Origin of the sequence: Pareuzebyella sediminis (genome assembly GCF_008367235.1) — a bacterium.
Taxonomy (GTDB): Bacteria; Bacteroidota; Bacteroidia; order Flavobacteriales; family Flavobacteriaceae; genus Pareuzebyella; species Pareuzebyella sediminis.
Map to the genome: position 1 here is coordinate 1,018,402 of NZ_VTZS01000001.1, position 24,720 is coordinate 1,043,121.

General features: G+C 40.8%; 24 protein-coding genes. 15 read left to right on the forward strand and 9 right to left on the reverse strand.

All coding sequences use genetic code 11. The features are described from left to right. Positions 1–59: 59 nt before the first annotated feature. On the forward strand, positions 60–1,280 hold the full coding sequence (locus tag F2B13_RS04255) for a hypothetical protein (protein ID WP_149303330.1): 1,221 nt from the start codon (positions 60–62) through the stop codon (positions 1,278–1,280). A gap of 118 nt (positions 1,281–1,398) precedes the next feature. After that, a complete protein-coding gene (locus F2B13_RS04260) occupies positions 1,399–1,566 on the forward strand; it encodes a lmo0937 family membrane protein (RefSeq protein WP_149276035.1) in 168 nt (55 codons plus the stop codon). A 104-nt stretch (positions 1,567–1,670) separates the two neighbouring features. Here F2B13_RS04260 and ligA read toward each other — a convergent pair whose 3' ends face one another. From ligA to F2B13_RS04280, 4 genes are read right to left on the reverse strand one after another with little or no spacing between them, the layout of a single operon-like run. Next, positions 1,671–3,668: an NAD-dependent DNA ligase LigA gene (gene ligA / locus F2B13_RS04265; RefSeq protein ID WP_149303332.1), complete on the reverse strand. Its 1,998-nt coding sequence runs from the start codon at positions 3,666–3,668 to the stop codon at positions 1,671–1,673. Continuing rightward, on the reverse strand, positions 3,668–4,249 hold the full coding sequence (locus F2B13_RS04270; RefSeq protein WP_149303334.1) for an LOG family protein: 582 nt from the start codon (positions 4,247–4,249) through the stop codon (positions 3,668–3,670). The genes ligA and F2B13_RS04270 overlap by 1 nt, the downstream gene beginning before the upstream one ends. 37 nt (positions 4,250–4,286) lie before the next feature. Then, on the reverse strand, positions 4,287–5,156 hold the full coding sequence (prmC, locus tag F2B13_RS04275) for a peptide chain release factor N(5)-glutamine methyltransferase (protein ID WP_149303336.1): 870 nt from the start codon (positions 5,154–5,156) through the stop codon (positions 4,287–4,289). 56 nt (positions 5,157–5,212) lie between these two features. After that, a complete protein-coding gene (locus F2B13_RS04280; RefSeq protein ID WP_149276039.1) occupies positions 5,213–5,707 on the reverse strand; it encodes a GNAT family N-acetyltransferase in 495 nt (164 codons plus the stop codon). A 45-nt stretch (positions 5,708–5,752) separates the two neighbouring features. On the opposite strand from F2B13_RS04280, the gene ribD reads away from it, so the two are divergent. The 4 genes from ribD to F2B13_RS04300 are packed head-to-tail and all read left to right on the forward strand — an operon-like array spanning position 5,753 to position 8,852. Next, the gene (ribD, locus tag F2B13_RS04285; RefSeq protein ID WP_232625190.1) at positions 5,753–6,787 is read left to right on the forward strand and encodes a bifunctional diaminohydroxyphosphoribosylaminopyrimidine deaminase/5-amino-6-(5-phosphoribosylamino)uracil reductase RibD; all 1,035 of its coding nucleotides are present in this window, start codon (positions 5,753–5,755) and stop codon (positions 6,785–6,787) included. Further along, positions 6,780–7,385 (forward strand): HAD family hydrolase, encoded by a 606-nt coding sequence (locus F2B13_RS04290; protein WP_149303339.1) that lies wholly within the window; start codon positions 6,780–6,782, stop codon positions 7,383–7,385. Before ribD ends, F2B13_RS04290 begins: the two co-directional genes overlap by 8 nt. A gap of 1 nt (position 7,386) precedes the next feature. Then, positions 7,387–8,250 (forward strand): DMT family transporter, encoded by an 864-nt coding sequence (locus F2B13_RS04295; protein ID WP_149303340.1) that lies wholly within the window; start codon positions 7,387–7,389, stop codon positions 8,248–8,250. Then, a complete protein-coding gene (locus F2B13_RS04300; protein WP_149303342.1) occupies positions 8,250–8,852 on the forward strand; it encodes an IMPACT family protein in 603 nt (200 codons plus the stop codon). Before F2B13_RS04295 ends, F2B13_RS04300 begins: the two co-directional genes overlap by 1 nt. Before the next feature lie 12 nt (positions 8,853–8,864). On the opposite strand, the gene F2B13_RS04305 is transcribed toward F2B13_RS04300, so the two are convergent. Beyond that, a complete protein-coding gene (locus F2B13_RS04305; protein ID WP_149303344.1) occupies positions 8,865–9,263 on the reverse strand; it encodes an acyl-CoA thioesterase in 399 nt (132 codons plus the stop codon). A 209-nt stretch (positions 9,264–9,472) separates the two neighbouring features. Here F2B13_RS04305 and dnaA point away from each other — a divergent pair, with 209 nt between their 5' ends. From dnaA to F2B13_RS04320, 3 genes are read left to right on the forward strand one after another with little or no spacing between them, the layout of a single operon-like run. Continuing rightward, positions 9,473–10,897 carry a chromosomal replication initiator protein DnaA gene (gene dnaA / locus F2B13_RS04310; RefSeq protein WP_149276045.1) on the forward strand — a complete coding sequence of 475 codons (1,425 nt, stop codon included), beginning with the start codon at positions 9,473–9,475 and terminating at the stop codon, positions 10,895–10,897. Between the two features lie 25 nt (positions 10,898–10,922). Beyond that, complete coding sequence (locus F2B13_RS04315) at positions 10,923–11,369, forward strand: low molecular weight protein-tyrosine-phosphatase (protein WP_149303346.1); 447 nt, start codon at positions 10,923–10,925, stop codon at positions 11,367–11,369. Positions 11,370–11,387: 18 nt separating this feature from the next. After that, positions 11,388–12,110 (forward strand): SAM-dependent methyltransferase, encoded by a 723-nt coding sequence (locus F2B13_RS04320; RefSeq protein WP_149303348.1) that lies wholly within the window; start codon positions 11,388–11,390, stop codon positions 12,108–12,110. Positions 12,111–12,218: 108 nt separating this feature from the next. Here F2B13_RS04320 and F2B13_RS04325 read toward each other — a convergent pair whose 3' ends face one another. The 4 genes from F2B13_RS04325 to dapF form a co-directional block, all read right to left on the reverse strand. Further along, complete coding sequence (locus tag F2B13_RS04325) at positions 12,219–12,695, reverse strand: hypothetical protein (protein WP_394348958.1); 477 nt, start codon at positions 12,693–12,695, stop codon at positions 12,219–12,221. Between the two features lie 301 nt (positions 12,696–12,996). Continuing rightward, positions 12,997–14,040 carry an endolytic transglycosylase MltG gene (mltG, locus tag F2B13_RS04330; RefSeq protein ID WP_149276049.1) on the reverse strand — a complete coding sequence of 348 codons (1,044 nt, stop codon included), beginning with the start codon at positions 14,038–14,040 and terminating at the stop codon, positions 12,997–12,999. A 2-nt stretch (positions 14,041–14,042) separates the two neighbouring features. Further along, a complete protein-coding gene (locus tag F2B13_RS04335) occupies positions 14,043–14,567 on the reverse strand; it encodes a GNAT family N-acetyltransferase (protein ID WP_149276050.1) in 525 nt (174 codons plus the stop codon). Then, positions 14,561–15,337, reverse strand: a complete 777-nt coding sequence (gene dapF / locus F2B13_RS04340; RefSeq protein ID WP_149276051.1) for a diaminopimelate epimerase — start codon at positions 15,335–15,337, stop codon at positions 14,561–14,563. The genes F2B13_RS04335 and dapF overlap by 7 nt, the downstream gene beginning before the upstream one ends. Positions 15,338–15,519: 182 nt before the next feature. Between dapF and F2B13_RS04345 the strand changes: the two genes are divergently transcribed. The 6 genes from F2B13_RS04345 to F2B13_RS04370 all read left to right on the forward strand — a co-directional run bounded on the left by F2B13_RS04345 (position 15,520) and on the right by F2B13_RS04370 (position 24,718). Next, entirely contained in the window at positions 15,520–16,917 is a 1,398-nt protein-coding gene (locus F2B13_RS04345; protein WP_149276052.1) for a S1C family serine protease, read from the forward strand. Between the two features lie 320 nt (positions 16,918–17,237). Continuing rightward, on the forward strand, positions 17,238–17,855 hold the full coding sequence (locus F2B13_RS04350; RefSeq protein ID WP_149276053.1) for a tRNA (guanine-N1)-methyltransferase: 618 nt from the start codon (positions 17,238–17,240) through the stop codon (positions 17,853–17,855). A 214-nt stretch (positions 17,856–18,069) separates the two neighbouring features. After that, the gene (trmD, locus tag F2B13_RS04355; RefSeq protein WP_149276054.1) at positions 18,070–18,756 is read left to right on the forward strand and encodes a tRNA (guanosine(37)-N1)-methyltransferase TrmD; all 687 of its coding nucleotides are present in this window, start codon (positions 18,070–18,072) and stop codon (positions 18,754–18,756) included. 120 nt (positions 18,757–18,876) lie between these two features. Continuing rightward, on the forward strand, positions 18,877–19,227 hold the full coding sequence (gene rplS, locus F2B13_RS04360) for a 50S ribosomal protein L19 (protein WP_149276055.1): 351 nt from the start codon (positions 18,877–18,879) through the stop codon (positions 19,225–19,227). A 773-nt stretch (positions 19,228–20,000) separates the two neighbouring features. Continuing rightward, complete coding sequence (locus F2B13_RS04365) at positions 20,001–22,220, forward strand: NADP-dependent isocitrate dehydrogenase (protein WP_149276056.1); 2,220 nt, start codon at positions 20,001–20,003, stop codon at positions 22,218–22,220. A 122-nt stretch (positions 22,221–22,342) separates the two neighbouring features. Continuing rightward, on the forward strand, positions 22,343–24,718 hold the full coding sequence (locus tag F2B13_RS04370; RefSeq protein ID WP_149303350.1) for a TonB-dependent receptor: 2,376 nt from the start codon (positions 22,343–22,345) through the stop codon (positions 24,716–24,718). Positions 24,719–24,720 lie beyond the last annotated feature (2 nt).

Genomic DNA, 24,720 nt, shown 5'->3' on the forward strand with positions numbered 1-24,720 from the left:
TAATCCTCTACTACTTGGAATTCAAAAATACCTAATTTCACCAAACCAATCATGCTAGTGTGACCATTTCAAAGCTAAAAATACCGTACCGTGCAAAGTATCTCCCCTATCTGGTGTCGCTTCTCCTGACCCTTTTGATTTTGGCCATACACATGGCCCCGAATATGGACAGCATGCTGAACGAGAACAATACTCGTATTTCACATGTTTTCTTGAAATCGCAAATAGAATACCATAAAGAACTCCCCCCCTTTGCACGAAGGCCCTTGACGAGCTTTCTCATCGACAGCACTATTGAGCTTTTTGGGGTGAGGGCCGGTTTTGCTTTTATCTTTGTGAACTTTTGTTTCTTATTTCTAAGTGGTTTGCTTCTCTTCAAACTCGCTCTCGATCTCAAGGCCACCCGTAGGCAGGCGCTTTTGAATATGATTGTCTACTTTTTATCGTTTTCCATCTTGTTCGCCTTCTTCCCTCCTATTTTTAGTTACGACGAGCCACTGCAGTATTGTTTCATATTTTTGGCCATAATCTCGTATTTTAAGGATAAATGGGCTCTTTTCGTTCTTTTTTTTAGTCTGGCACTCATCGCTCGTGAAACGAGCATATTACTCCTTCCAGCGTTTTTTCTCTTTGCAGTAAAAGGAAACATTGACAAAAACATTTCTTTTAATGTCTCCCAAAAGTGGGGAATGCTACTGGCTCCTGTGCTCATATATGGTATTTACATTGGGGCTTTTATCCTAACAAATGAACAGTTAGAGGAAACTCAGCTCGAATTAGGGAGTCGATTTTCGTGCTTCTTGGAAAATTTTGAGAGCTTCAAGAATACATCAGAATCTCTTTTATCGATCCATTTTACACTGAGCTTTTATCTGTGTTTGATTTTTGTACCTCCAAAACGATCTAATACGCTCTCGGAAAATATGTTTGTTAAAGCCTTTTTGCTCACCGCCTTTATAAACACCCCTATCGTCTTACTAACGGCCTTTGCTCGGGAATCGAGACTTTTTACGTTACCTCTACTTCTAATTTGGCCCGTCTTTTTTCAACTGTTCGATAAAGATTTAAGCTATTTTTTTTCAAGGAGATTTCATAAAGAACTTTTTGCTACGGCCTCAAAATCACTCGGCATCATAGTTTTTATGGCATTCAATTTTATAGGATGCTTCATACTATACAAGAATCTTGGCCTTGGAAAGAATACCTACTTCGCCGAGTACCTATTTCTTCTGAACACCTTCCTTTTTACGTATGTGTGGTCTAAACTTCGAAGAGGCTAGAAACATCGAAAAATTGACATATGCCCCGCGTTTGCATCATTTATTTCATGAATAACGTCATTCCTCTACCTGTATTTTCTCTTATTTAGTGGAAACAATTCAAAATAAATAATCAATTATGAGAAGTCTTCTTTGGCTTGTTGCCGTCATTTGCATTATCGTTTGGCTTTTAGGAATGTTAGGGGTAGTACCCGGTCTAGCGACTAATAGCCTTATCCACATTTTAATCGTTATTGCCGTTATCGTTATTCTTTACAACCTCATATCAGGTCGTAAGCCTTTATAATAACGGTTTAAAAAATCAATAATCCTCACCCATTTTACTATAAATAGGTGAGGATTGCTATTTCTGACCTCTTCGTCCATGGCTTTAGTCTGCTCAGAGGCTTATCATGAAATTATTTCGAAGAATTCTTTTTCGGAAATTATTGGAATTCCCAGCTGTTCAGCTTTACTCCGCTTACTCGGCCCCATTTTGTCGCCAGCAATCAAATAAGCAGTTTTTGAAGATATACTTGAACCTACCTTACCTCCATTATCTTCAATCATTTTTTTAAGTTCATCCCGACTCACGCTTTCAAAGACACCGGATACGATAAGGGTCATCCCTTTTAACTTATCGGTTTGGTTTTCCAATTGCTCTTCCGATAGAGAAAATTTCAGTCCATACTGCTTCAAGCGGGCCACGATTTCCCGATTCTTTTCGTTCTTAAAGAATTCGACGACCGATTGTGCAATACGTTCCCCTATCTCATTCACTTGGGTAAGTTCATCAACACTTGCCTTCATCAACGCATCTATATTCTTATAGGCCTTCGCCAATTTTTTAGCGACCGTTTCGCCCACAAAACGAATCCCAAGGGCAAACAGAACCCGTTCAAAAGGAATTTCGATAGATGCGGTCACCCCGGCCACCAGATTTTCAGCAGATTTATCCGCCATGCGCTCCAAAGGCAATAATTGCTCTTTGGTCAAGGTGTACAGATCCGCATAGTTCGTGATTAAACCTTCCTGATAAAGCTGTTCTACGGTTTCACTCCCTAAACCTTCGATATCCATCGCCTTGCGCGATATGAAATGTTGAATACGGCCTGTAATCTGGGGCGGGCAGCCATAGTAATTGGTACAATAGTGTTTCGCATCACCTTCCGTGCGGGTCAACGGTGTACCGCACTCGGGACAAAATTCTATATACCTTGTTGGTTCGGAATCAGGGGAGCGTTTGGTGAAGTCTACTCCCACAATCTTGGGAATTATCTCCCCTCCCTTTTCCACAAAAACGGTATCTCCCTCACGAATATCGAACTTTGCTATTTGATCTGCGTTGTGCAAAGAAGCTCTTTTTACAGTAGTTCCTGCTAAAAGTACCGGTGACAGGTTGGCGACAGGGGTAATCGATCCCGTGCGGCCGACCTGATAAGTGATCTCGTTAAGCAAGGTGGCAACTTGTTCGGCCTTAAACTTGTAGGCCATTGCCCAACGAGGCGATTTTGAGGTAAAGCCCAGTTCTTCTTGTTGGTGCAGGCTATTTACTTTTATGACGACACCATCGGTTTCATAGGGCAAATCATGACGACGGGTATCCCAATAATCGACAAAAGCCACTACCTCGTCCGTTGAATTGCACAATTTGGCGGTCGAAGGAATTTTGAAACCCCATTCGCGGGCTTTCTCCAACATTTCCCACTGTGTGGATATCCCGGTGTTTTGTCCAACTATGCCGTACATAAGGCAATCCAATGGTCGTTGTGCCACCACTGAACTATCCTGTAATTTAAGACTTCCCGAAGCGGTGTTTCTAGGGTTCATATAAGGTTCTTCGCCGCTCTCGACGCGCTCTGCATTCATCTTTGCGAAACCTTCGAAAGGCAGTACGATTTCACCACGTATATCAAATTTTAGCGGAAACTCCCCTTTGAGTTGTAAGGGTACGGACCTAATGGTCTTCACATTGGTGGTCACGTCATCCCCTTGAAAACCATCGCCGCGAGTGACCGCCCTTACCATTATTCCGTTTTCGTAACTAAGATTTATAGAGGCTCCATCGTATTTTAGCTCACAAGTGAACTCGACGTTAGAATCCCCCAAAATTCGTTGGATGCGCTTTTCCCAATCTTCCAAGTCATCTTTGGAGTATGAATTGTCCAAGGAGTACATTCGCTCGCTATGAACGACCGTTTCAAAATTTTTGGTTATCGAGCCACCAACGCGCAAAGTAGGTGAACTCGGGTCGTAAAATTCTGGATGTTTTTCCTCCAAGACCTGTAATTCCTTGAGTTTAAGATCAAATTCATAATCTGATATCACCGGGTTATCAAGCACATAATAATTGTAGTTATGCGCTCTTAGTTCGTCACGTAAGGCTTCTATTTTTTGTTGATCGGTCATTATATTTGCTCTTTAGTAATCTTTTTTGATTTGGGCGAAGGCCGATAAGTTTCCATTTTCACTACTAATTCATTGATCGTGTCCGCTACCAAAAGCATTTCAAAATTTGCTTGTCTAAGAAAACCTTGGTTCACCATTTTTTCCAACATTTTAATCAGATCGTCGTAAAACCCGTTGATATTCAAGATACCTATGGGTTTTTTATGAAGCCCCAATTGCGCCCATGTTATCATTTCAAAAAGCTCTTCTAAAGTTCCGTACCCACCGGGAAGGGTCATAATACCGTCAGAGAGTTCATGCATCTTCAACTTTCGCTCGTGCATATTTTTAGTAACGATCAATTCGCTCAACCCGGAATGAACTACTTCACGATGCATTAAAAAATCGGGGATAACACCGATCACCCTACCCCTGTTATTCAGGGCGCCCATTGCCACTTTGCCCATCACCCCGATCTTGGCACCTCCGTACACCAATGTTATATGTCTGTTCGCAAGGGTCTTTCCGAGTTCGGTGGCAATTTCTAGCACATAAGGATCATTTCCTTCTCTGCTACCACAAAAGACCGCTATACTTTTCATATACCTTGTATTGAATTTTTTGCTGACTAAGTTTTCTTCAACGGCCGTACCTACATTTTATAAAACGGTCGTTTCCGAACATATCCTTTCGCAGTTCAATTTCAGAAAAATTATGTTGTTTCAAAAGGGTTACGATCGCCTCCCCTAAATAATGGTTGATTTCTAAAAATAACCGCCCCTTTACTACCAAATTATTTTTTGAAAACTGAATAATTGCCCGGTAAAAGACCAAAGGATCCTCGTCAGGGACAAAAAGTGCGGTCGCAGGCTCGTAATCCAAAACATTTTCGCGCATGACATTTCTTTCCGACTCCCGAACATAGGGAGGGTTAGAAACAATAACATCGTATTGCCCTCCTGAAGTACCGATTGCGAGTATATCCATGATCTCGAAGTCAATATTGGCGTCGTTCGATAGGGCATTTTTTTTGGCTATTTTTAAAGCATCCCTCGAAATGTCGACGGCCACCACTTTAGCCTTAAAGAGGTGCTTTGCAAGTGAGATGGCAATACAGCCACTCCCTGTTCCTATGTCCAACACCCGTATTTCCTTAAGCTCGTCCTTCTTCGGTTTCGTATTCAAATCATCAATGATCCATCGTACCAATTCTTCGGTTTCCGGCCGAGGAATAAGTACATTTTCGTTCACCATAAAATTCATGTCCATAAAGGTGGTACTCCCGATAATATATTGAACCGGTCGATGATTACTCAATTGTGCGAGGGCCTTGAACAACGGTTCTTCTTCACCCTTCGTAACTACCAAATTGGGCTGTAGCGTCAATACAAAGCGCTCTAGATGAAGATAGTGTTCTATGAGAAGATAAAAGAAACTATCAATTTCTTCCTTAGGATATATCCCTTTGAGTTCTTTATGAAAAATATTCTTGATTGCCTTTAACTGCACTTCAATTGGTTTTCACTTGGAGCAAATATCTTAAATACCTTAGGTTTTGGGAAATATTAAATTAGGTCTTTTAGCATCCATACATTACATGAAAAATGGCCGGTATGACCCAACCGAGCATCAATGTATTCAAAGCCGGATCGGACATACAGGCGCTGGGCAGCTTTCATAAAAGGCATCGTTTCAAGGTACACTTGTTCAAATCCAAATTTTCTAGCATATTCGAAACATGATTGTATCATTTTTGAACCTAATCCCCTACCCCTTATCGTTTTGTGAAAGTACATTTTTTGCAGTTCACAGACATTGCCATTGTAGTGCTCCAGGGGTGCGATTCCTGCACATCCAAGAATCTTGCCCTGATCTTCTACCACCAGATATACCGACCTTGGCCCACTATATTGTTCGTACATTCGATCCAATGCCTTATCGGCATAGGCGGTTCCTACTTTAGGCACTCCCATTTCGACCAAGACCTCACGTATCAAGCTGGCCACTATAGGGTTATCTTCGGGTCGTATCCGGCGAATGGTATCAACACTGGTTTCCATGGAATAATATCCTATTTTTACCGTGTGAATATACACAGATTTTATATGCTTCGGTGCATCGAAATTGCAAAGAACGGGTTAGGAACGACCGCTCCCAACCCAATGGTGGGCGCCCTATTGGTATACAACGGAAAAATAATCGGTGAAGGTTTCACCAGTGCCTATGGAGGACCGCACGCCGAAGTGAATGCCATTGCATCGGTAGAAGACAAAAGCCTTTTAAGCAAAGCTACGCTCTATGTTACTTTAGAACCTTGTTGTCATTTTGGCAAAACGCCACCATGTACCGACTTGATTATAAAATCTAAGATACCTCATGTTATAATCGGGCTTACCGACCCTCATGAAAAGGTATCCGGTCAGGGTATTCGAAAACTTCGAAGTGCCGGAATTGATGTTATTACAGGGGTATTGGAAAAGGAGTGTCGCGAACATCATAGAAGATTTTTGTGTTTTCACACCAAAAAACGACCTTATGTCATTCTAAAATGGGCGCAAACCGCTGATGGCTTTATTGCTCCTGAACGTCATAGGCGAGATGCAACCCCCCGCCCCTTTTGGATAACCCAGTCCAATTCTCGACAATTAGTACATAAGTGGCGTACCGAAGAACAGGCTATTTTGGTAGGAACACATACGGTATTGGAAGATAATCCAAAGCTCAACGCTAGATATTGGATCGGAAAGAATCCCATTAGAATAATCATCGATAAGGATTTGAAAGTACCACGTAGCCATCATGTTTTTGATGGTACTATTACCACAATTGTACTGACGGGTATAAAAAAGACAGATCGGTATGCAGAGAAGATAATTTTCGAATTACTCGATTATTCCAAAGCGTTGGTACCCCAAATTTTTGAAATCTGTTACAGACATTATATTATAAGCCTCATAGTTGAAGGGGGGGCTCAAACCTTACAGACCTTCATTGCCGCCCATGCCTGGGACGAGGCCCGAGTTTTTACAGGAAATGCTTTTTTTAAAAAAGGAATTGAAGCACCTGTTCATTCGGGCACCTTGACCTGTACATCTATGGTAGGTTCGGACGAACTCAAAATTTACAGAAGCGATGATTAAGAATATTATTTTTGATTTTGGGGATGTCTTCATCAATCTTGACAAGCAAGCTGTTTTTAGACAACTTAAAAAATTCGGAGGCGAAAAAATTGTAAGCCCTGAAATGATAGCTTTGAACAACGCGTTTGAGATAGGTGCAATGACCACGGAATCGTTTATCGACGGAATGTCTTCTTTAATACCGGCCATGGATTCAGAAGAGCTGGTTCGTATTTGGAATTCGATGCTATTGGATTTTCCCGACGAACGATTACAATTCATCGAAAACCTAGCTAATGAAGGAACTTACCGTCTTTTTCTTTTGAGCAATACGAACGCCTTACACATTCCACATGTCGAGAAGATTATAGGTTCTGAAAAATTTCAGCGCTTCAAAAATGCCTTTGAGCAATTTTATCTCTCACATGAAATTAAGATGCGTAAACCCAATGCCGAGATCTACAGGTTTGTGCTCGATGAAAACCGACTCAATGCCCAAGAAACTTTTTTTATAGATGATACTAAGGAGAATGTGGAGGCGGCCGAGAAATTAGGTATTAAGTGCTGGCACCTCAATGTAGGCCAAGATGATATCGTCGAATTAAAAGACAAACTCTAGCATGGCCTATCTTGCGTTAAGTATTCTAGCATCAAGCCTTATTTTTGTCATTTTCAAGCTCTTTTCAAAACATGGGGTACAAACCATTTATGCCATCGTCGTCAATTATTTTATTGCGGGCACCATGGGTTTTATATTATATAATGACGGAGGGAATTGGAAGACTATTATCGATAAACCTTGGTTTTGGGGGACTTTACTTTTAGGGGTACTCTTCATCGTAGTCTTCAACCTTATGGCTATTACCTCCCAGCGGTCGGGGGTTTCAGTCGCATCGGTCGCCACAAAAATGTCTCTGGTAATCCCTGTTCTTTTTGGTGTGGTGGTATATAAAGAAGAATTGGGGGCACTTAAGTTATTCGGCATTTTTTTGGCCTTGGCAGCCGTCTATTTTAGTTCGATCAAACAAAAATCTTTAATCGTACAAAAGGCATCTTTAGTGTTTCCCGTTTTAGTGTTCTTAGGTTCGGGCATTATCGATACGAGTATTAAATACATTCAAGAGATGTATATCAATGAAAACGAGTACCCTTTGTTTTCAGCGGCCGTATTCGGTTCGGCCGCCTTTTCAGGAACTGTTATGTTAAGTATCAAGAGCTTAAAAAAGCCGTTAAAATTTAATTCAAAAAATATTTTAGGGGGTATTGCGCTGGGAATACCTAACTATTTTTCAATCTACTTTTTATTGAAGGCCCTTGAGAACGAAACCCTTAATAGTGCCTCTATTTTCACTATCAACAACGTAGCCATTGTCATGTTCTCAACGTTACTTGGCATTCTGTTGTTCAAGGAAAAAATCAGCCTTATGAACTGGGCCGGCATTGCTCTGGCCATTCTCAGCATAGTCATTGTAGCCCTATTCTAATGGAGGATCTGTACTACACAATTCGCCAACCTTCGTCGGAAATTCTTTTTAAAGAAAAAAAGAGCAAGTTCTTTGGATATGCCTACCCTATTTCTACTGAAGATGAGATAAAATCCCTACTCGAAAAAATTCAAAAAAAACATCCCACAGCAAACCATATCTGCTATGCCTGGCAGTTAGGCATTGAACCCGTAAGCTATAGAGCTTACGACGATGGTGAACCTACCAATACCGCTGGAATGCCCATTTATGGACAAATACAATCCTTCGGGGTTACTAATGTTCTGGTAATAGTGGCCCGTGTTTTTGGTGGAACAAAACTAGGAACCGGAGGGTTGATCGCTGCCTATCGACAAGCTGCCAAGATGAGCTTGGAAGGCACTAAAATAATCCAAAAGACCCTTAAAGAATATATCAAACTATCTTTTCAGTACGAGAACATCAACATTATCATGCGCACGATTAAGCAGCAAAAGGTGACCATACATAGCCAACAACTTGATTTGGCATGTGAACTCGTTATCTCGGTTAGAAAAAACGATGCGGCAGAGGTGCGAAGACTATTTAAGGCCATCAAAGGGGTTGGGGTCTTTTCGACTTAACTTTTTCTACTTTTATTTCTCTATCTTTTCCAATACATAATCAGGACATCTAATTGGACGCTTTGTCTTATCGTCCATAAAAACCAAAACGGTGTTCGCCACCATCAGTACTTCTTTATCTTGATTGTATATTTTGTAGTCAAATTCTATTTTGACCAATGGCCTATTTTTCAGGATTGTTTCTACCGTAATCAGGTCGTCATAATAGGCCGATTTCTTGAAATCCATTCGTAGAGAAATTACGGGAAGAATAATACCTTTTTCTTCTAATGATTTGTACGAAATTCCAAGTTGCCGTAACCATTCAACCCTTCCCATCTCTAAGTATTGCGCATAGTTCCCGTGATAGACAACGCCCATTTTATCCGTTTCACCGTAGCGTACTCGGAAAGATATTCTGTTAAAATCCATAGAAATTCAGGTAAAAACGATATATTTAAATGATTTCGTTTATGTAGCTATCAACATGCGAAAAAAAAAGGGCAAATTCAATAGCCTTTTCATTTTTTTTTTAGCTTTTTTGTTCACATATTTGCCTCATCAAGAAAGTGCGTCAGCTTCGAGTGCTTTTGGTTATTTTACGAAGTCGCTAACCAACTAAATTAAGAGAAACTTTAAAAATGGGTGTCACTGCTAATTCCGTATGGAGCAATTGTTTAGCTTTTATCAAAGACAACATACAACCGCAGGCATTCAAAACATGGTTCGAGCCCATCAAGCCCATAAAGCTTTCCGACAATGCGTTGAGCATTCAGGTACCAAGTAAATTCTTCTACGAATGGCTTGAGGAACACTACGTCAAATTACTTAAGGTAGCCCTTACCAAAGAACTTGGCGATACAGCAAAGTTGGTGTACATTATTCGAATGGAGAATACGTACGGCAATAAAGAGCCATTTACCGAGAAAATACCTAGTACAAATCGTGGAAGCATGGGGCCACAAGAAATGGATGTACCTGTAAAGTCAAAAAATCCAGAATTAAAAAATCCCTTCGTAATTCCTGGAATACGCAATATTAAAATTGAGTCTCAACTCAATCCGGGATATAATTTCGATAATTTTCTCGAAGGTGACTCTAACAGGTTGGCAAGGTCTGCCGGTATGGCCGTAGCGAACAAACCAGGCGGTACCTCGTTCAATCCCTTATTGGTCTTTGGAGGTGTTGGTTTAGGCAAAACGCATTTAGCACACGCTATAGGGGTTGAAATCAAGGACAAATACCCAGAACGTACCGTGCTCTACATTTCAGCTGAAAAGTTCACCCAGCAATACATTGAATCGGTAAAGAAAAATACGCGCAACGATTTCATTCATTTTTACCAGCTTATTGATGTCTTGATCATTGATGACGTTCAGTTCCTATCCGGAAAATCAGGCACTCAAGATGTGTTCTTCCATATTTTCAATCATCTGCACCAAAATGGGAAGCAGGTGATTTTGACCTCCGACAAGGCGCCGGTAGATATGCAGGATATAGAACAAAGATTACTATCTCGGTTTAAATGGGGTCTATCGGCCGAATTACAAAATCCGGATTATGAAACACGGGTTTCCATTCTAAAGAACAAACTCTACCGGGATGGCGTTGAAATGCCTGAAGAGATTATCGATTATGTAGCTAAGCATATCAAAACAAACATACGAGAACTCGAGGGTGCCATTATTTCATTGATTGCCCAATCTTCTTTCAATAAAAAGGAGGTTACCATAGAGCTAGCACAGCTCGTGGTTGAAAAGTTCGTGAAAAATACTAAGCGGGAGGTGTCGATCGATTACATACAAAAGGTGGTATCCGATTACTTTGAAATGGACGTGGCGACCTTACAATCAAAAACACGTAAACGCCACATAGTACAAGCCCGGCAATTGGCCATGTTCTTTGCTAAAAAATTCACTAAGGCTTCATTGGCCAGTATAGGTTCTCAAATTGGAAAACGAGACCACGCTACAGTTCTTCATGCCTGCAAGACCGTAGATAATCTGGCAGAAACAGACAAACAGTTTCGAAAATATATCGAAGACCTTACCAAAAAATTCTCCTAATAATCAATCCCCTCACCGCATATTTATGAAAACCAAAATACTTATGGTATGCTTGGGGAACATTTGTAGGTCGCCTTTGGCCGAAGGTATCTTACAAAGTAAGGTCGATTCTGAAAAAGTCCTGGTAGATTCCGCTGGTACCGGAAATTATCATATTGGGAAGCCACCGGATCCGAGATCAATTGCAGTTGCACGAAAAAATGGGCTGCATATCGAAAAGCAACGCTGTCGGCAATTCAGTCCAAACGATTTTCAAAAATTTGATGTAATTTATGCTATGGACAATAGCAACTTCAATGCCATCATCGACATGGCCAACGGTCAAGATGAAATCGTCAAGGTAAAACGCCTGATGGACGAAATAGATGGGCCTATAAAGGAAGTTCCTGATCCCTATTGGGACGATGACGGATTTGAGAAAGTCTTCCGTCTCATTGATAGCGCCTGTCAGGCAATAGCCACGAAGCTCTAACGGAACCAAACTACCAAGATGGCTGATAGTAATAAAAAATCCGGGAAATTATATTTGATTCCAACCACCTTAGGTGAAAATGAACCTCTAGAGGTGCTTCCTATTTCCATAAAAAGAGCCGTCGAGCGTATAGATCATTTTATTGTCGAAAATGAAAAATCTGCCCGAAGATTCATTAAAAAAATAAGTCCTAGAAAGTCTCAGCCAGGTCTTCATATTTCGGTATTGAATAAATATACAGAGGCCGAAGAGGTACCATTACTGTTAAAACCTTGTACCGAAGGCTATGATGTTGGAATTGTATCGGAGGCGGGTTGTCCGGGCATTGCCGACCCAGGGTCTGCCGTAGTCGAGATAGCGCATCGTAAAAAAATTCAAGTCGTGCCGTTGGTCGGTCCCTCTTCAATTATTCTAGCAGTTATGGCCAGCGGAATGAACGGTCAAAATTTTGCGTTCAACGGTTATTTACCAATTGACTCAGGTGAACGTAAAAGAAGCATCAAAAGGCTGGAGAAAATCTCGCGGGACACAGGACAGACCCAACTCTTTATTGAAACTCCGTATCGAAATGATAAGCTCTTAGCGGAATTGATTAAAACCCTGCATCCGAATACCCGCCTGTGTATAGCTTGTGACCTGACCCTTGCCAGTGAATTTATCTTGACCCAAACGGCCGGTGAATGGCCAGATACAGACCTTACACTTCATAAAAGACCCGCCATTTTTTTAGTACAGGGATAATGGCAAGAAGTTATTTAGCATATAAATATGCATTTAAAAAATAAACCCTGATCATAAAGATCAGGGCCTATTCATTTTCATATCTACAAAAAATCTTTATATAGTCTCTTAGACTTTTGGGTTGTGCCTAGGCAACACATGGGAAACATCGTAACCAGAAAATTTCCTCATATAAATAGCAATACTTGTACCATAACTATCCGACACATCATAGGCGCCCCAAGAACGAAGATATTTCTTTACATTTCCAGCTCCGGCCAAGTGAGCTGCGGCCAATATTCCTGATTCCGTAATTTCCACTCCTGCGATTTGCTTCCCTACAAATCGCTTAATATCCCTTCTAAGAATCCATTTGTTACGTGCGATATTGGTCTGAAACACCTTTTCTTGTAACACTGGGTCGTTCAAAAACCTCGTGGCATTATAGACGCCCATAAGTTGAAGGGTACCGATACCGAATTGGTATTTTCCCAAATATCCCAAGGTATTTGTGGTAAAGTAATTGCCTTGTGACTCTTTGAAGGCCAAGGCTTCCTTAAAACCAATGTAAGAGCTACCCAAAAAAGGAGGGGCTACTGCTAACATTGCATTGTTTATGGTTTTGTTTTTGGGATACAAAACCATTGTAGGTTGAGTAACTTTTAGTGTTTTCGGCACTGTCAACGTTTTCGGTTTAAACGCGAAACTCACTAAAATGCTGGTAATGACAAGGGGGCTGGATAAAACTAGCCACTTTCTCATACGTTGTTTTTCCTATGACTTACGAAAAAAAAACCTGCATAGATTTCACGGTACAAAGATATATGCGATTTTATAAGACTTGTAGAATGCTTTGTTAAAAAAACCAATATTTAGTTAAGAAGTCCTAAAGATGCGGTGAAATGCCCTATCTCTTGATTTTTTGGGCGTTAATCCATTGGATATACTGCACCTTATTCCGGTTATGTTGGGCAGCTGTTTCGGCAAACTTATGATATCCAAAATCATCTACATTGGCCACCATATATAAGTAGTCGTGCTTTTCTGGATTCAAGACCGCATCAATAGCGGAAATATCGGGCATTGTAATTGGGCCAGGAGGTAGACCTCCATATTTATAGGTATTGTAAGGCGAGTCAAGCTCCAAATCTTTATAAAGTACGCGCTTTATAATAGTATCGAAATTTCCGGTATGCTTTTTTAATGCATAGATGACCGTGGGATCAGCTTGTAATAGCATACCTCTTTTGAGCCTGTTAAGATAGAGTCCTGCGACTTTTGGGCGCTCATCAACCTTAGCTGTTTCCTTATGAACTATAGCGGCCAATGTCGAGACCTCATGAGGGGATAAATTCAGTGCTTTGGCTTTTTTCAAACGATCCTCATTCCAGAACCTTCGATATTCTTTCAGCATTCTATCCCGAAACTCGGTTGCCGAAGTGTTCCAAAAAAATTCATAGCTGTTCGGAATATACATGGTCAAACTGGTCGCTTTATCGAGTTTGTTCGATTTCAAAAACCCCTCATCGCTAAAAGACTTGTATAAGGCAAGGCTGTCCGCTTCAATCTGGGCCGAAATCCTTCCGGCCAAATCAGCTAGCGTCTCCTGATTATTAAATGCCACTTTAATAGGTATATTGTTACTGCGAAGTGAATTAATTATCTCATTATTGTTCATGCCCCTTTTTATGGCATATTTTCCAGCTTTGACATTTGATACATATCCCTTTCTTTCTGCCACTTGGGAAAACGAGCCAACATCTTTCAATAGTGGGGCTACTAGCTCCTTTACTTCGATAAAATCTGCATCCGAGGGAATATATAAATAGGCCACCTCATTATTAAAACTGGTATTCGGGCTAAAAATGGCGTCATAGACTTTATAGGCAAATACCCCGCCCGCTAAAAGACCTGCCAACAAAACAATCAATAAAATACGTTTAATATACATGCTTATATATTTCGCTTTTGAAACAAAATTTCATTTTTATATTCGCCTCCCGAATAGACCCAATCCTTTTTCAAACCTACCTCTTCAAAGCCCAACCGTTTAAATAAACGAACACTGGCTTCATTACTTTCCATAACATTCGCATAGAGCTGCCTCAAATCAAGTACTGAAAAGGCATAGTCGATTAGTAATCCGATAGCCTCTGCCCCAAGTCCTTTATTTCGGTTTTCATCACCGATGATAATAACGCCCAAGCCTGCACGATGGTTTTTAGGATCGAAATCGAACAAATCGATCAACCCTAGTACTTGATCTTCTTGGTCACATATGCACAACCGTAATTGTTTTACTTCATAAATATCCCGATGGGCATTGTCCAAATAGTTTCGAAGCACATGACGTGAATAAGGCGTGGTCGTGCCACTGATTTCCCAAACCTCAAGATCATTTTCCAATCTATATAGAAAATCCAGATCTTCAGGTTCTAGCGCCCTCAATTCGATGCGGTCTCCTTTTAACGTCAACATTCAATCTCACCTTTGAACACCTGAGTGGCCGGCCCAGTCAAATAAATCTCGTTATATCCCTCCTGAGTTTGTTCAAACTTTACGCGCAGTTTGCCCCCCGGTGTTTCGATGTCGACCACATTGGCCTTTGTTCTACCGGAATTGTGCATCGCCAGGGCCACCGCGGTAACGCCCGTGCCACATGAGAGGGTTTCATTTTCGACACCGCGCTCATAAGTTCGCACGGCAAAAGCTTTATCGGATAAGGGTTCAACAAAATTAATGTTGCTTCCGTTAGCCCCATAAAGCCCGTAACGTAATTTTTTACCTTCCTGAAAAACTTTAAAATCCTTCAAACCGTTCACCACTTGTACATGATGGGGGGAACCTGTATCGAGAAACAAATATTCTTTTTTTTCTCTAATTTCAGGAACATCGGGCATATGTAGGCTGACCTGGCCACCATCAATGGTCGCATCATGTGTACCTCTTACGGAGAGAAAAGCGGTCTTATTACCTATAATGCCCAAAAAATTAGCGAAGGCAACAGCGCAACGGCCTCCGTTTCCACAAAGACTTCCTTCCTTGCCGTCAGCATTGAAGTAAACCATTCGAAAATCCGACACATCGTCATTTTCTATCGCAATGAGCCCATCTGCCCCAATGCCGAACTTTCTGTCGCAAAGCATTTTGACAAGGTTGGCATCGTTTTTCGGAAATTTTAAGGTACGGTTGTCTATTAAAACAAAATCATTTCCCGTTCCCTGGTATTTATAAAATTGAATTGTCATTTTAAATATTCAAGGCACAAATATAGGGTTTTCTCGCAATCAGATCACCCAGAAAAAGAACAACCTATCTTACAATGAAAGCTTACGGTCAAGATATTTTTGGCCGTTAAAAAGTAGTTAAACCTTTGATTGAAGTACAGAAAATCAAGTAATTTTAACATGATTAAAAGTTGTCATACACTATGAAAAAAATAACAAGTTCATTCGTAATCGCCGTCCTTGCCGGTGCCATCACCTTGGGAGCCTACAAGATTTTTTTCGAGGAGCCGAATTACACCGTAGTTTCAGAAAGTAGTGAAACCCCAGTGTTCAACACGAATTTCACCCCTACATCTGCGAAGGGTGCGGGTATCAACGAGGTTGATTTTACCGTGGCGGCCGAAAGTACTGTCAATGCTGTGGTTCATGTCAAAAATCTTACCATTAGTAGAGGCCCCACTAGTCTGATGGACTTTATATATGGTAGTGGAGGTACGGAAAGGGCCCAGGTAGGAACCGGATCGGGGGTTATCATTTCGCAAGATGGCTATATTGTCACCAATAATCACGTCATAGCAAATGCCAATCAACTACAGGTTACACTCAATAATAACAAAACCTATGAAGCAGAATTAATAGGTACCGACCCAAACTCCGACATCGCGCTCATTAAAATTGATGGGGACAGAAATTTACCATATTTGGCCTTTGGTGATTCAGATGTAGTTAAAGTCGGGGAATGGGTTTTGGCCGTTGGAAATCCTTTTAACTTAACTTCAACCGTAACCGCGGGCATCGTAAGTGCCAAAGCACGGGATTTAGGTATGGGCGGAAAACAATCATTCATTCAAACCGATGCCGCGGTGAACCCTGGAAACAGTGGAGGTGCCTTGGTCAATACTAACGGAGACCTTATCGGAATAAATACGGCAATAACTTCTCAGACAGGTTCATACGTCGGTTACTCTTTCGCTGTTCCCAGCAACATTGCTAAAAAAGTAATCGAAGATATTTTGGAGTATGGGAACGTACAAAAAGCGATTTTAGGAATTAAACCTGTGCCCCTTAATACGCCCTACGCCAGGGAAAAAGGTATAAAGGATATTGATGGAGTCTATATTGATGGGGTTGAAGAGAATACCGGTGCGGCCGAAGCCGATTTACGTAGAGGAGACATAATCAAACAGATAGATGATATTCAAATACATAAATTTCCAGACTTAACCGGCTATCTCTCTACCAAGAGACCCGGAGACGAAATTCAGGTGACCTTTGCCCGTGATGGTGAAAAAATTACGGTTCCCATTGTGTTGACTGAACTGCAAACCGTCATCGTGCCCGAGATGGGACTTGAGGTAAAAAACCTTACCAAAGAAGAAAAGAAAATGTACAATATAGATTTTGGCGTCCGTATCGTTGGCGTTCCCGAACGTTATAGGGGGTACGGACTTGATGGCAAAATTCTTCTTGCCCTGGGAAATGAGGAAATTAACGACATTCAGGAAGCAAGGATGTTATTCGGCCGTATTTCAAAATATGGAAAGACCGTGATTACGATGATGAACGAAAATGGTGAACGGGAACGTTTGATTTTTCAATAAGGTAAAAATGATAAAGAGCATCTATGTTAGATGCTCTTTTTTTAAAGTTAATTATGGATGCTTTGATCTGTTATTCCAAGCTCATTTCCTAAATAGGAATATTTCATTCATTTGAACCGCAAAATGCACATTTCACAAAGTCATGGTTGACTTTTTAAGTACACGGGGCAAAAATTCCTATCCCAGTATATTTTTATTTAGGCTAGATGGACTTCCATTACCGTTTCAAAATCAAGCTTGTGATTAAATTTTTTTCTTAATTAATATTATTGGATTACTTTAGTCGCCTCTAAATCATTAATTCAAAGAATTATTTTATCATGAAGGGTTATAAAATACTACTTATTATAATGGCCTTCTTGACCTACAGCCAGAACTATGCCCAGGAAGGTGAAGAACAAGAGCCATCATTGGATCGAGGTACTATCGAAAGCCAGTTTGACTTTATTTATAATAAATCAGGAAACTATAGAGCCGAAGGAAAAAGGTACGAAGTGGTACGCACCATTTCTTTAGATCAGTTGCGTCAAAACGTGATCGACACCCTTAATAGTTATAATGAACGTGCGGCAGAGTTAAAAAACACGATTTCGGAACATGAATCGACCATTTCTTCCCTGAACAACAAGTTGGAGGAGACCACCAATAACCTAGCTGCAGTAACGGAAGAAAAGGATAGCATGTCATTTTTGGGTATAATGACCTCAAAGGGCACCTATAATGCTATTTTATGGACGGTCATCGGTTCTTTGTTGTTATTGCTACTGATTTTTATCTATAAATTCAGAAATAGTAATATACTTACACAAGAGGCAAAGTCTAACCTTGCCGAGCTAGAGACGGAATATGAAGATCATCGAAGAAGAGCTTTGGAAAGAGAGCAGAAAATCAGTCGACAGTTACAGGACGAGATAAACAAGTACAAGAAACAAAAATGATAAAAAGCTCCTTTTGGAGCTTTTTTTTTGATTTCATATGTACTCATTCATGAACACAGACAAAGCATGAAAAAACCATTGCATTGCAAACCGATGGTGTTCAATCTTCACATACAATTCACGACATGAGATTTTACGAAACGGTCAATCTACAGAAGTTTTCCAAGGTTTCATTACTTTTGAGCCCCTCTTTGATTTAAAAACAGGTCTGAACATGAGAATCGATATTATTACCGTACTTCCTGAATTGTTGGAAAGTCCATTCAAGGCCTCTATACTTAAAAGGGCCATAGATAAGGGGCTCGTAGAAATACACTTACACAATCTCAGAGATTACACCGATAATAGTTATAATCAAGTAGATGACTATCAATTCGGCGGTGGTGCTGGTATGGTTTTAATGATCGAGCCCATCGATAAATGTATTACTAGTTTAAAAGCCGAGCGAGCATACGACGAGGTAATTTACATGACTCCCGATGGTCGGACGTTAAATCAGAAAATGGCCAATAGCCTATCGTTATTAAAAAATATTATCATCTTATGCGGTCACTACAAAGGAGTGGATCAACGGGTCAGGGATACTTTTATTAGCAAGGAAATATCAGTGGGTGATTATGTACTGTCGGGTGGCGAGTTAGGCGCAGCCATTCTCTGCGATAGCATTATAAGGCTCATTCCTGGTGTGTTGAACAATGAAACCTCGGCACTTACCGATACGTTTCAAGATAACCTATTGGCCCCACCGGTCTACACCCGTCCCTCGAATTATAAGGGATTGAAAGTTCCTGAAGTTCTTTTAGGAGGGAATTTTCCGAAAATCGAAAAATGGCGGGAAGAACAGGCCTTGGAACGAACAGAACGACTACGACCTGATTTATTGGACGAAATCGACATGTAGGTCTAAAAATAATAAAAATCTATTGCAGGTTCTAATTTATAGCCTATTTTTGCATCCTGTTAAATCAACCTCTGACGAAAATCGTGCACGTTGGTCCAAGCATAACTCTAAAAAAATATCATGGAATCATTATTAAAATTCGTTGAAGACGAGTTTGTTCCTAAAAAAGAATTTCCAAAATTTTCAGCGGGAGATACTATCACCGTTTATTATGAAATTAAGGAAGGGGAAAAAACCCGAACCCAGTTTTTCAAAGGGGTCGTTATTCAAAGAAGAGGATCGGGAGCCACCGAAACCTTCACTATCCGTAAAATGTCAGGTACGGTGGGTGTAGAGCGTATTTTTCCAATGAATATGCCCGCGCTTCAAAAAATAGAGGTCAACAAGAAAGGGAAAGTGCGCAGGGCACGTATATTCTACTTCAGAGGTCTAACGGGTAAAAAGGCCCGAATTAAAGAAGTACGCTCTTAAGAGCAGAAAATATATTTTAAACCACATACCGCTTCGAAATTTATCGAAGCGGTTTTTTTATGAACAATTGTTAATTACCTTGGTTCATAACCTGTTCATTTTAAATGTGTTAAATATTTTGGTAGATTGATAGATTCACCATACATTTAATATACGATTTTAAAAGAAATATCTGTCGAAGATTGATTTTAAATCGTTATGAAGTTTACGTTCTTTATATTGTTGTTTAGTTCTTAATAAGTCGGTATGTGATGTAAATCTCATAGCGGTCCTGAAAAGAACGAGCTTAGAACCGAAAGCTGTCGCTTTTGGAAAAATTCTTGGTGGATGTACTTAATGTTAGGCATAAAATGAAAGTTTTATATCGAACAATTGAGAGCATTAGATCAACAAAAGAAAAACATTGTTGTTTCAAATGGTTTTGTGCCAATAAAACTAAGATGTTTTTTAAAACGTGGAAATAGGTAGTAAAACGCAATCAATGGTTGCCGATCTGTTGAAATACAGGGAAGAAAGTTTGAAGACTATTTCTAAAAAGCCATGTCAATGTATCCGTACAATGACATGGCTTTTATTATTTTAAATAGTTTACCCGTCCTTTCTTATATTTTGCTGTGGGTCTCCCGAACAATATACTCCCCGCCTAATAGCCGCCCACGTTCCTAATAATAGCATGAAGATTCATCAAATGAAGTAAGGGCCACATCTTTTCACTAGCAACATCACATAAAATCGTATATTTGCACCGCTTTTAAATAAAAATTAAACCATCCATGTCGAAGATTTTTTACACCAAAACCGACGAAGCTCCGGCTTTGGCGACCCGGTCCTTCTTACCTATCGTACAGGCCTATTCCCGAACCGCAAATATTGAGATTGAAACAAAAGACATCTCCTTGGCCGGTCGAATAATTGCTGCTTTTCCAGATTTTTTAAATGAGAATCAAAAAATGGACAATGATCTGGAAGAACTGGGAAACTTGGCAAAAAGTCCTGAGGCCAATATTATTAAATTGCCAAATATAAGTGCTTCGGTACCTCAGTTGGTCGAGGCAATCAAAGAATTACAAGGAAAAGGCTTTGCTATACCGGATTACGCGGAAAACCCTACGACCGACAGGGAAAAGGAAATAAAGTCAAGATACGACAAAGTAAAGGGTAGCGCTGTTAATCCGGTGCTTCGTGAAGGGAACTCGGATCGTAGGGCACCAAAGGCTGTAAAAAACTACGCCAAACAAAACCCTCATAGTATGGGGGCTTGGAGCCCCGATTCAAAGACCCATGTCGCTACGATGAGACACGGAGATTTCAAGGACAATGAAAAGTCAATGACCATTGCGAAACCGACAAAGGTCCGTATTGAGTTGGTGAAAAGTAATGGTGAGGTTCAAATCTTGAAAGATAATCTAGAACTTTTGGAAGGCGAAATCATAGATGCTACCGTAATGAGTAAAGCCGCCTTAACGGTCTTTCTTAGGGAGCAAATAGAAGATGCCAAGGAGAAAGGGGTTCTTTTTTCCTTGCATATGAAGGCCACCATGATGAAGGTTTCAGACCCTGTGATTTTTGGACATGCGGTCGAGGCCTTTTTCCCAAAAGTCTTTACTAAATATAAAGCAACTTTTACGACCTTGGGTATAAGTGCCAATGACGGTCTAGAAAACCTATTCGACAAAATTAAAAATCTTCCAGCCGATCAAGTCAGGGCCATCGAAACCGATATAGAGCGAGAGCTTGCCGAAGGGCCCGATTTAGCCATGGTTAATTCTGACAAGGGAATTACCAACTTACACGTACCGAGCGATATCATAATAGACGCCTCAATGCCCGCTATGATTCGTAATTCGGGACAAATGTGGAACGCTCAAGGTAATCCCCAAGATACGAAGGCCGTTATTCCCGACAGTAGTTATGCCGACATTTATACCGCAACGATCGAATTTTGTAAAAAGCATGGAGCCTTTGATCCAGCGACTATGGGAACCGTACCCAATGTAGGTCTGATGGCTCAAAAAGCCGAAGAATATGGCTCTCATGACAAGACTTTCATTATTTCTGCTGCCGGAAAGGTAAATGTGGTCGATATAGTTTCAGGGGAAACCTTGATTTCGCATAAGGTGGAAGAAGGTGATATTTGGCGGATGTGCCAAGTAAAGGATGCCCCTATCCAAGATTGGGTAAAACTTGCCGTTTCCAGGGCACGGGCAACAAACGATCCTGCTGTATTCTGGTTAGACGCGAACCGCGCCCACGATGCAGAACTTATTAAAAAAGTTAAGGCATACCTGCCCGAACACGATACTACGGGCCTCGACATCAAAATTCTTGCGCCCAAAGAGGCTACTGAATATACTCTTAAAAGGCTTAAGGAAGGTAAGGATACTATTTCGGTATCGGGAAATGTTCTTCGTGATTATCTAACCGATCTCTTTCCTATTCTTGAGGTGGGTACAAGTGCTAAAATGCTCTCTATCGTACCTCTAATGAACGGCGGGGGACTCTTTGAAACAGGAGCCGGGGGATCAGCACCTAAACATGTAGAACAGTTTTTGGAAGAAGGCCATTTAAGATGGGATTCCTTAGGAGAGTTTTTGGCCTTGGGAGTTTCCTTGGAATTTTATGGTGAAAAAAATAATAATGATAAGGCCAAGGTACTTGGTGATGCCCTTGACAGTGCTACCGAAAAATTCCTGATAAACGATAAATCACCATCACGAAAGGTCAAGGAATTGGATACGAGAGGAAGCCACTTTTATTTAGCCCTGTATTGGGCGGAAGCTTTGGCGATACAAAATAAAGATACCGAGTTAAAAGCGACTTTTACAACTATTTATAATGCGTTATTGGAGAATGAATCGAAAATTTCAAGTGAATTGATCAACGCACAGGGCGAACCCCAACATATAGGTGGTTATTATCTCCCCGATCCGATACTGACCTCAGAGGCCATGCGTCCAAGCAAAACCTTTAACGCCATACTTGAGACCATATGACCGTTTATATAATTGACAAACAGGCCCCTTTACTATAAATAAAGGGGCTTTTTTCTTTTTATGACTCTCAAAAGATTTTATATACGCCCATTTTCTAGTTACTTTTATAAAAAAATTGTTTGATGACCCGACTCACCAAGATTTTGGTCTTTGCCGGCCTATTCTTTTTTGTTCACGGCTTTGCACAGCAAAGATTTACCTTAAGTGGTACGGTTTACGAAGCATCCAGTAATGAAACCCTGATCGGGGTTACTATTGCTTTTCCCGAATTAAAAACAGGGGTAACCACCAATGAGTATGGTTTTTACTCTGTTACCCTGCCCGAAGGTGATTATCGCACTGTGGTGAGCTATCTCGGTTTCAAGGAAATTGAGCGGACCATTTCCCTAACTCAAAATCAAAAACTAAATTTTAGTCTAGAGGAGGCCGCTCAAGAACTTCAAGAAGTCGTAGTTACTGAGGATATCGAAAAACTGGACATCCGAAAACCCCAAATGAGCGTTAATGCCCTTGCAGTCGAGACCATAAAGAAAATTCCGGTTATACTTGGAGAAGCAGATGTGATCAAATCCATCTTATTGCTGCCTGGTGTCACCAATGCAGGAGAGGGAGCTTCGGGCTTCAATGTTCGAGGAGGCGCCGTAGATCAAAACTTAATCCTGCTTGATGAAGCTATAATATTCAATTCATCCCATTTGTTCGGCTTTTTCTCTGTCTTTAACCCCGATGCCATCAAAGACATTAAATTGTACAAAGGTGGCATTCCATCAAGATATGGCGGTCGGCTATCATCGGTTCTCGATATTTTTCAGAAAGAGGGAAATAGCAAAACATTACGAATGAATGGTGGTATCGGAGCTGTAGCCAGCCGTTTACTCATCGAGGGGCCTATCAAAAAAGATAAAGCTGCATTTTTGATTGGAGGACGGGCCTCTTACGCCCATCTCTTCTTACCGCTATTCGATATTGACAATACAGCTTATTTTTATGATTTGAACACCAAAATCAGTTACAATATCAATGAGCGTAACAGCATTTTCTTATCGGGTTATTTCGGACGTGACGTTTTTGGTATCAGCGAAAGTTTCGTAAACACCTATGGTAATGCCGTAGGGAATTTTCGTTGGAACCATCTGTTCTCAGATAAACTTTTCTCTAACCTCTCGCTTATCTATTCGGACTATTACTATGGACTCAAGTTAGATTTTGTCGGCTTTAATTGGAACTCGGGTATTCAGAATTTCAATGTGAAGTATGATCTTAAGCACTATTTAAGTGATAAGTTGCAAGTAAACTATGGCCTCAATAATATCTATTATCGATTCAACCCTGGTAAAATAGAACCCAGCAATTCCAATTCCGGTATTGTTGAGGAACAATTGGTTCAAAAGTATGCTAATGAATTTGCAGCATATATTGACATCGAGCACGATATAACACCCCATTTAAGCTTGAACTATGGCCTCCGGTTCAGTAATTTCATGCGATTGGGCCAAGATCAGCTCAACATATACGAAAATGACAACCCGATTAACTTTGACCCCCAGTTATCAATTTATCAAGAGGCAGAGCCCATTGAAACCATCGACCCTGGTCGTGGCGGTACGCTCGCGACTTTTAACAACCTCGAACCTAGAGTGGCCCTAGCCTATACCCTTGATGATAATAACTCGATAAAGGCCAGCTACACCCGTTTGGCGCAATATCTTCATCTATTGTCAAATACCAACTCTCCTACTCCTTTGGATGTATGGACCCCGAGCGGCCCCTTCATAAAGCCCCAACTATTAGATCAATATGCGCTAGGCTATTTTAGAAATATCGGTAATGGTGACTACTCCTTCGAAACGGAAGCCTTTTATAAAGACATAGCAAATCGAATCGATTACATAGACGGAGCCAATCTCATTGCCAACGATGCCATCGAGCAGGTTATACTCAACGGGGAGGCCCGTGCATATGGGCTTGAATTTTTACTTCGTAAAAATGAAGGTAAGTTCCAAGGGTGGCTCGCATATACCTTATCGAAATCAGAACAAAAAACCCCTGGAAGAACATCTGAGGAAACGGGTATAAATAAGGGGGAATGGTACAACACACCCTATGATAAAACTCATGACCTTTCTGTATATGGAAACTATGAACTCAACGAAAAATGGAATTTCAATACCAATTTTGTTTTTCAAACAGGCCAACCGACCAATTACCCTATCGGTCAATTCGAGTTTCAAGGTCTTACCGTTCCTTATTACGGTTTTCGTAATGCGCAAAGGCTACCAAGCTACCATAGAATCGATGTCTCCGCAACACTGACCCCCAAAAAAAATAAAGAGAGAAAATGGCAGGCCGAATGGGTTTTTAGTGTCTATAACCTTTACAACAGAAAGAATGCCGCTTCCATAAATTTTAGGCGCAACCTCGATACCGGAGCGAACGAAGCGGTGCGAACCTCTATTTTTGGAATCGTGCCCGCGGTCACTTACAACTTTAAATTTTAAGA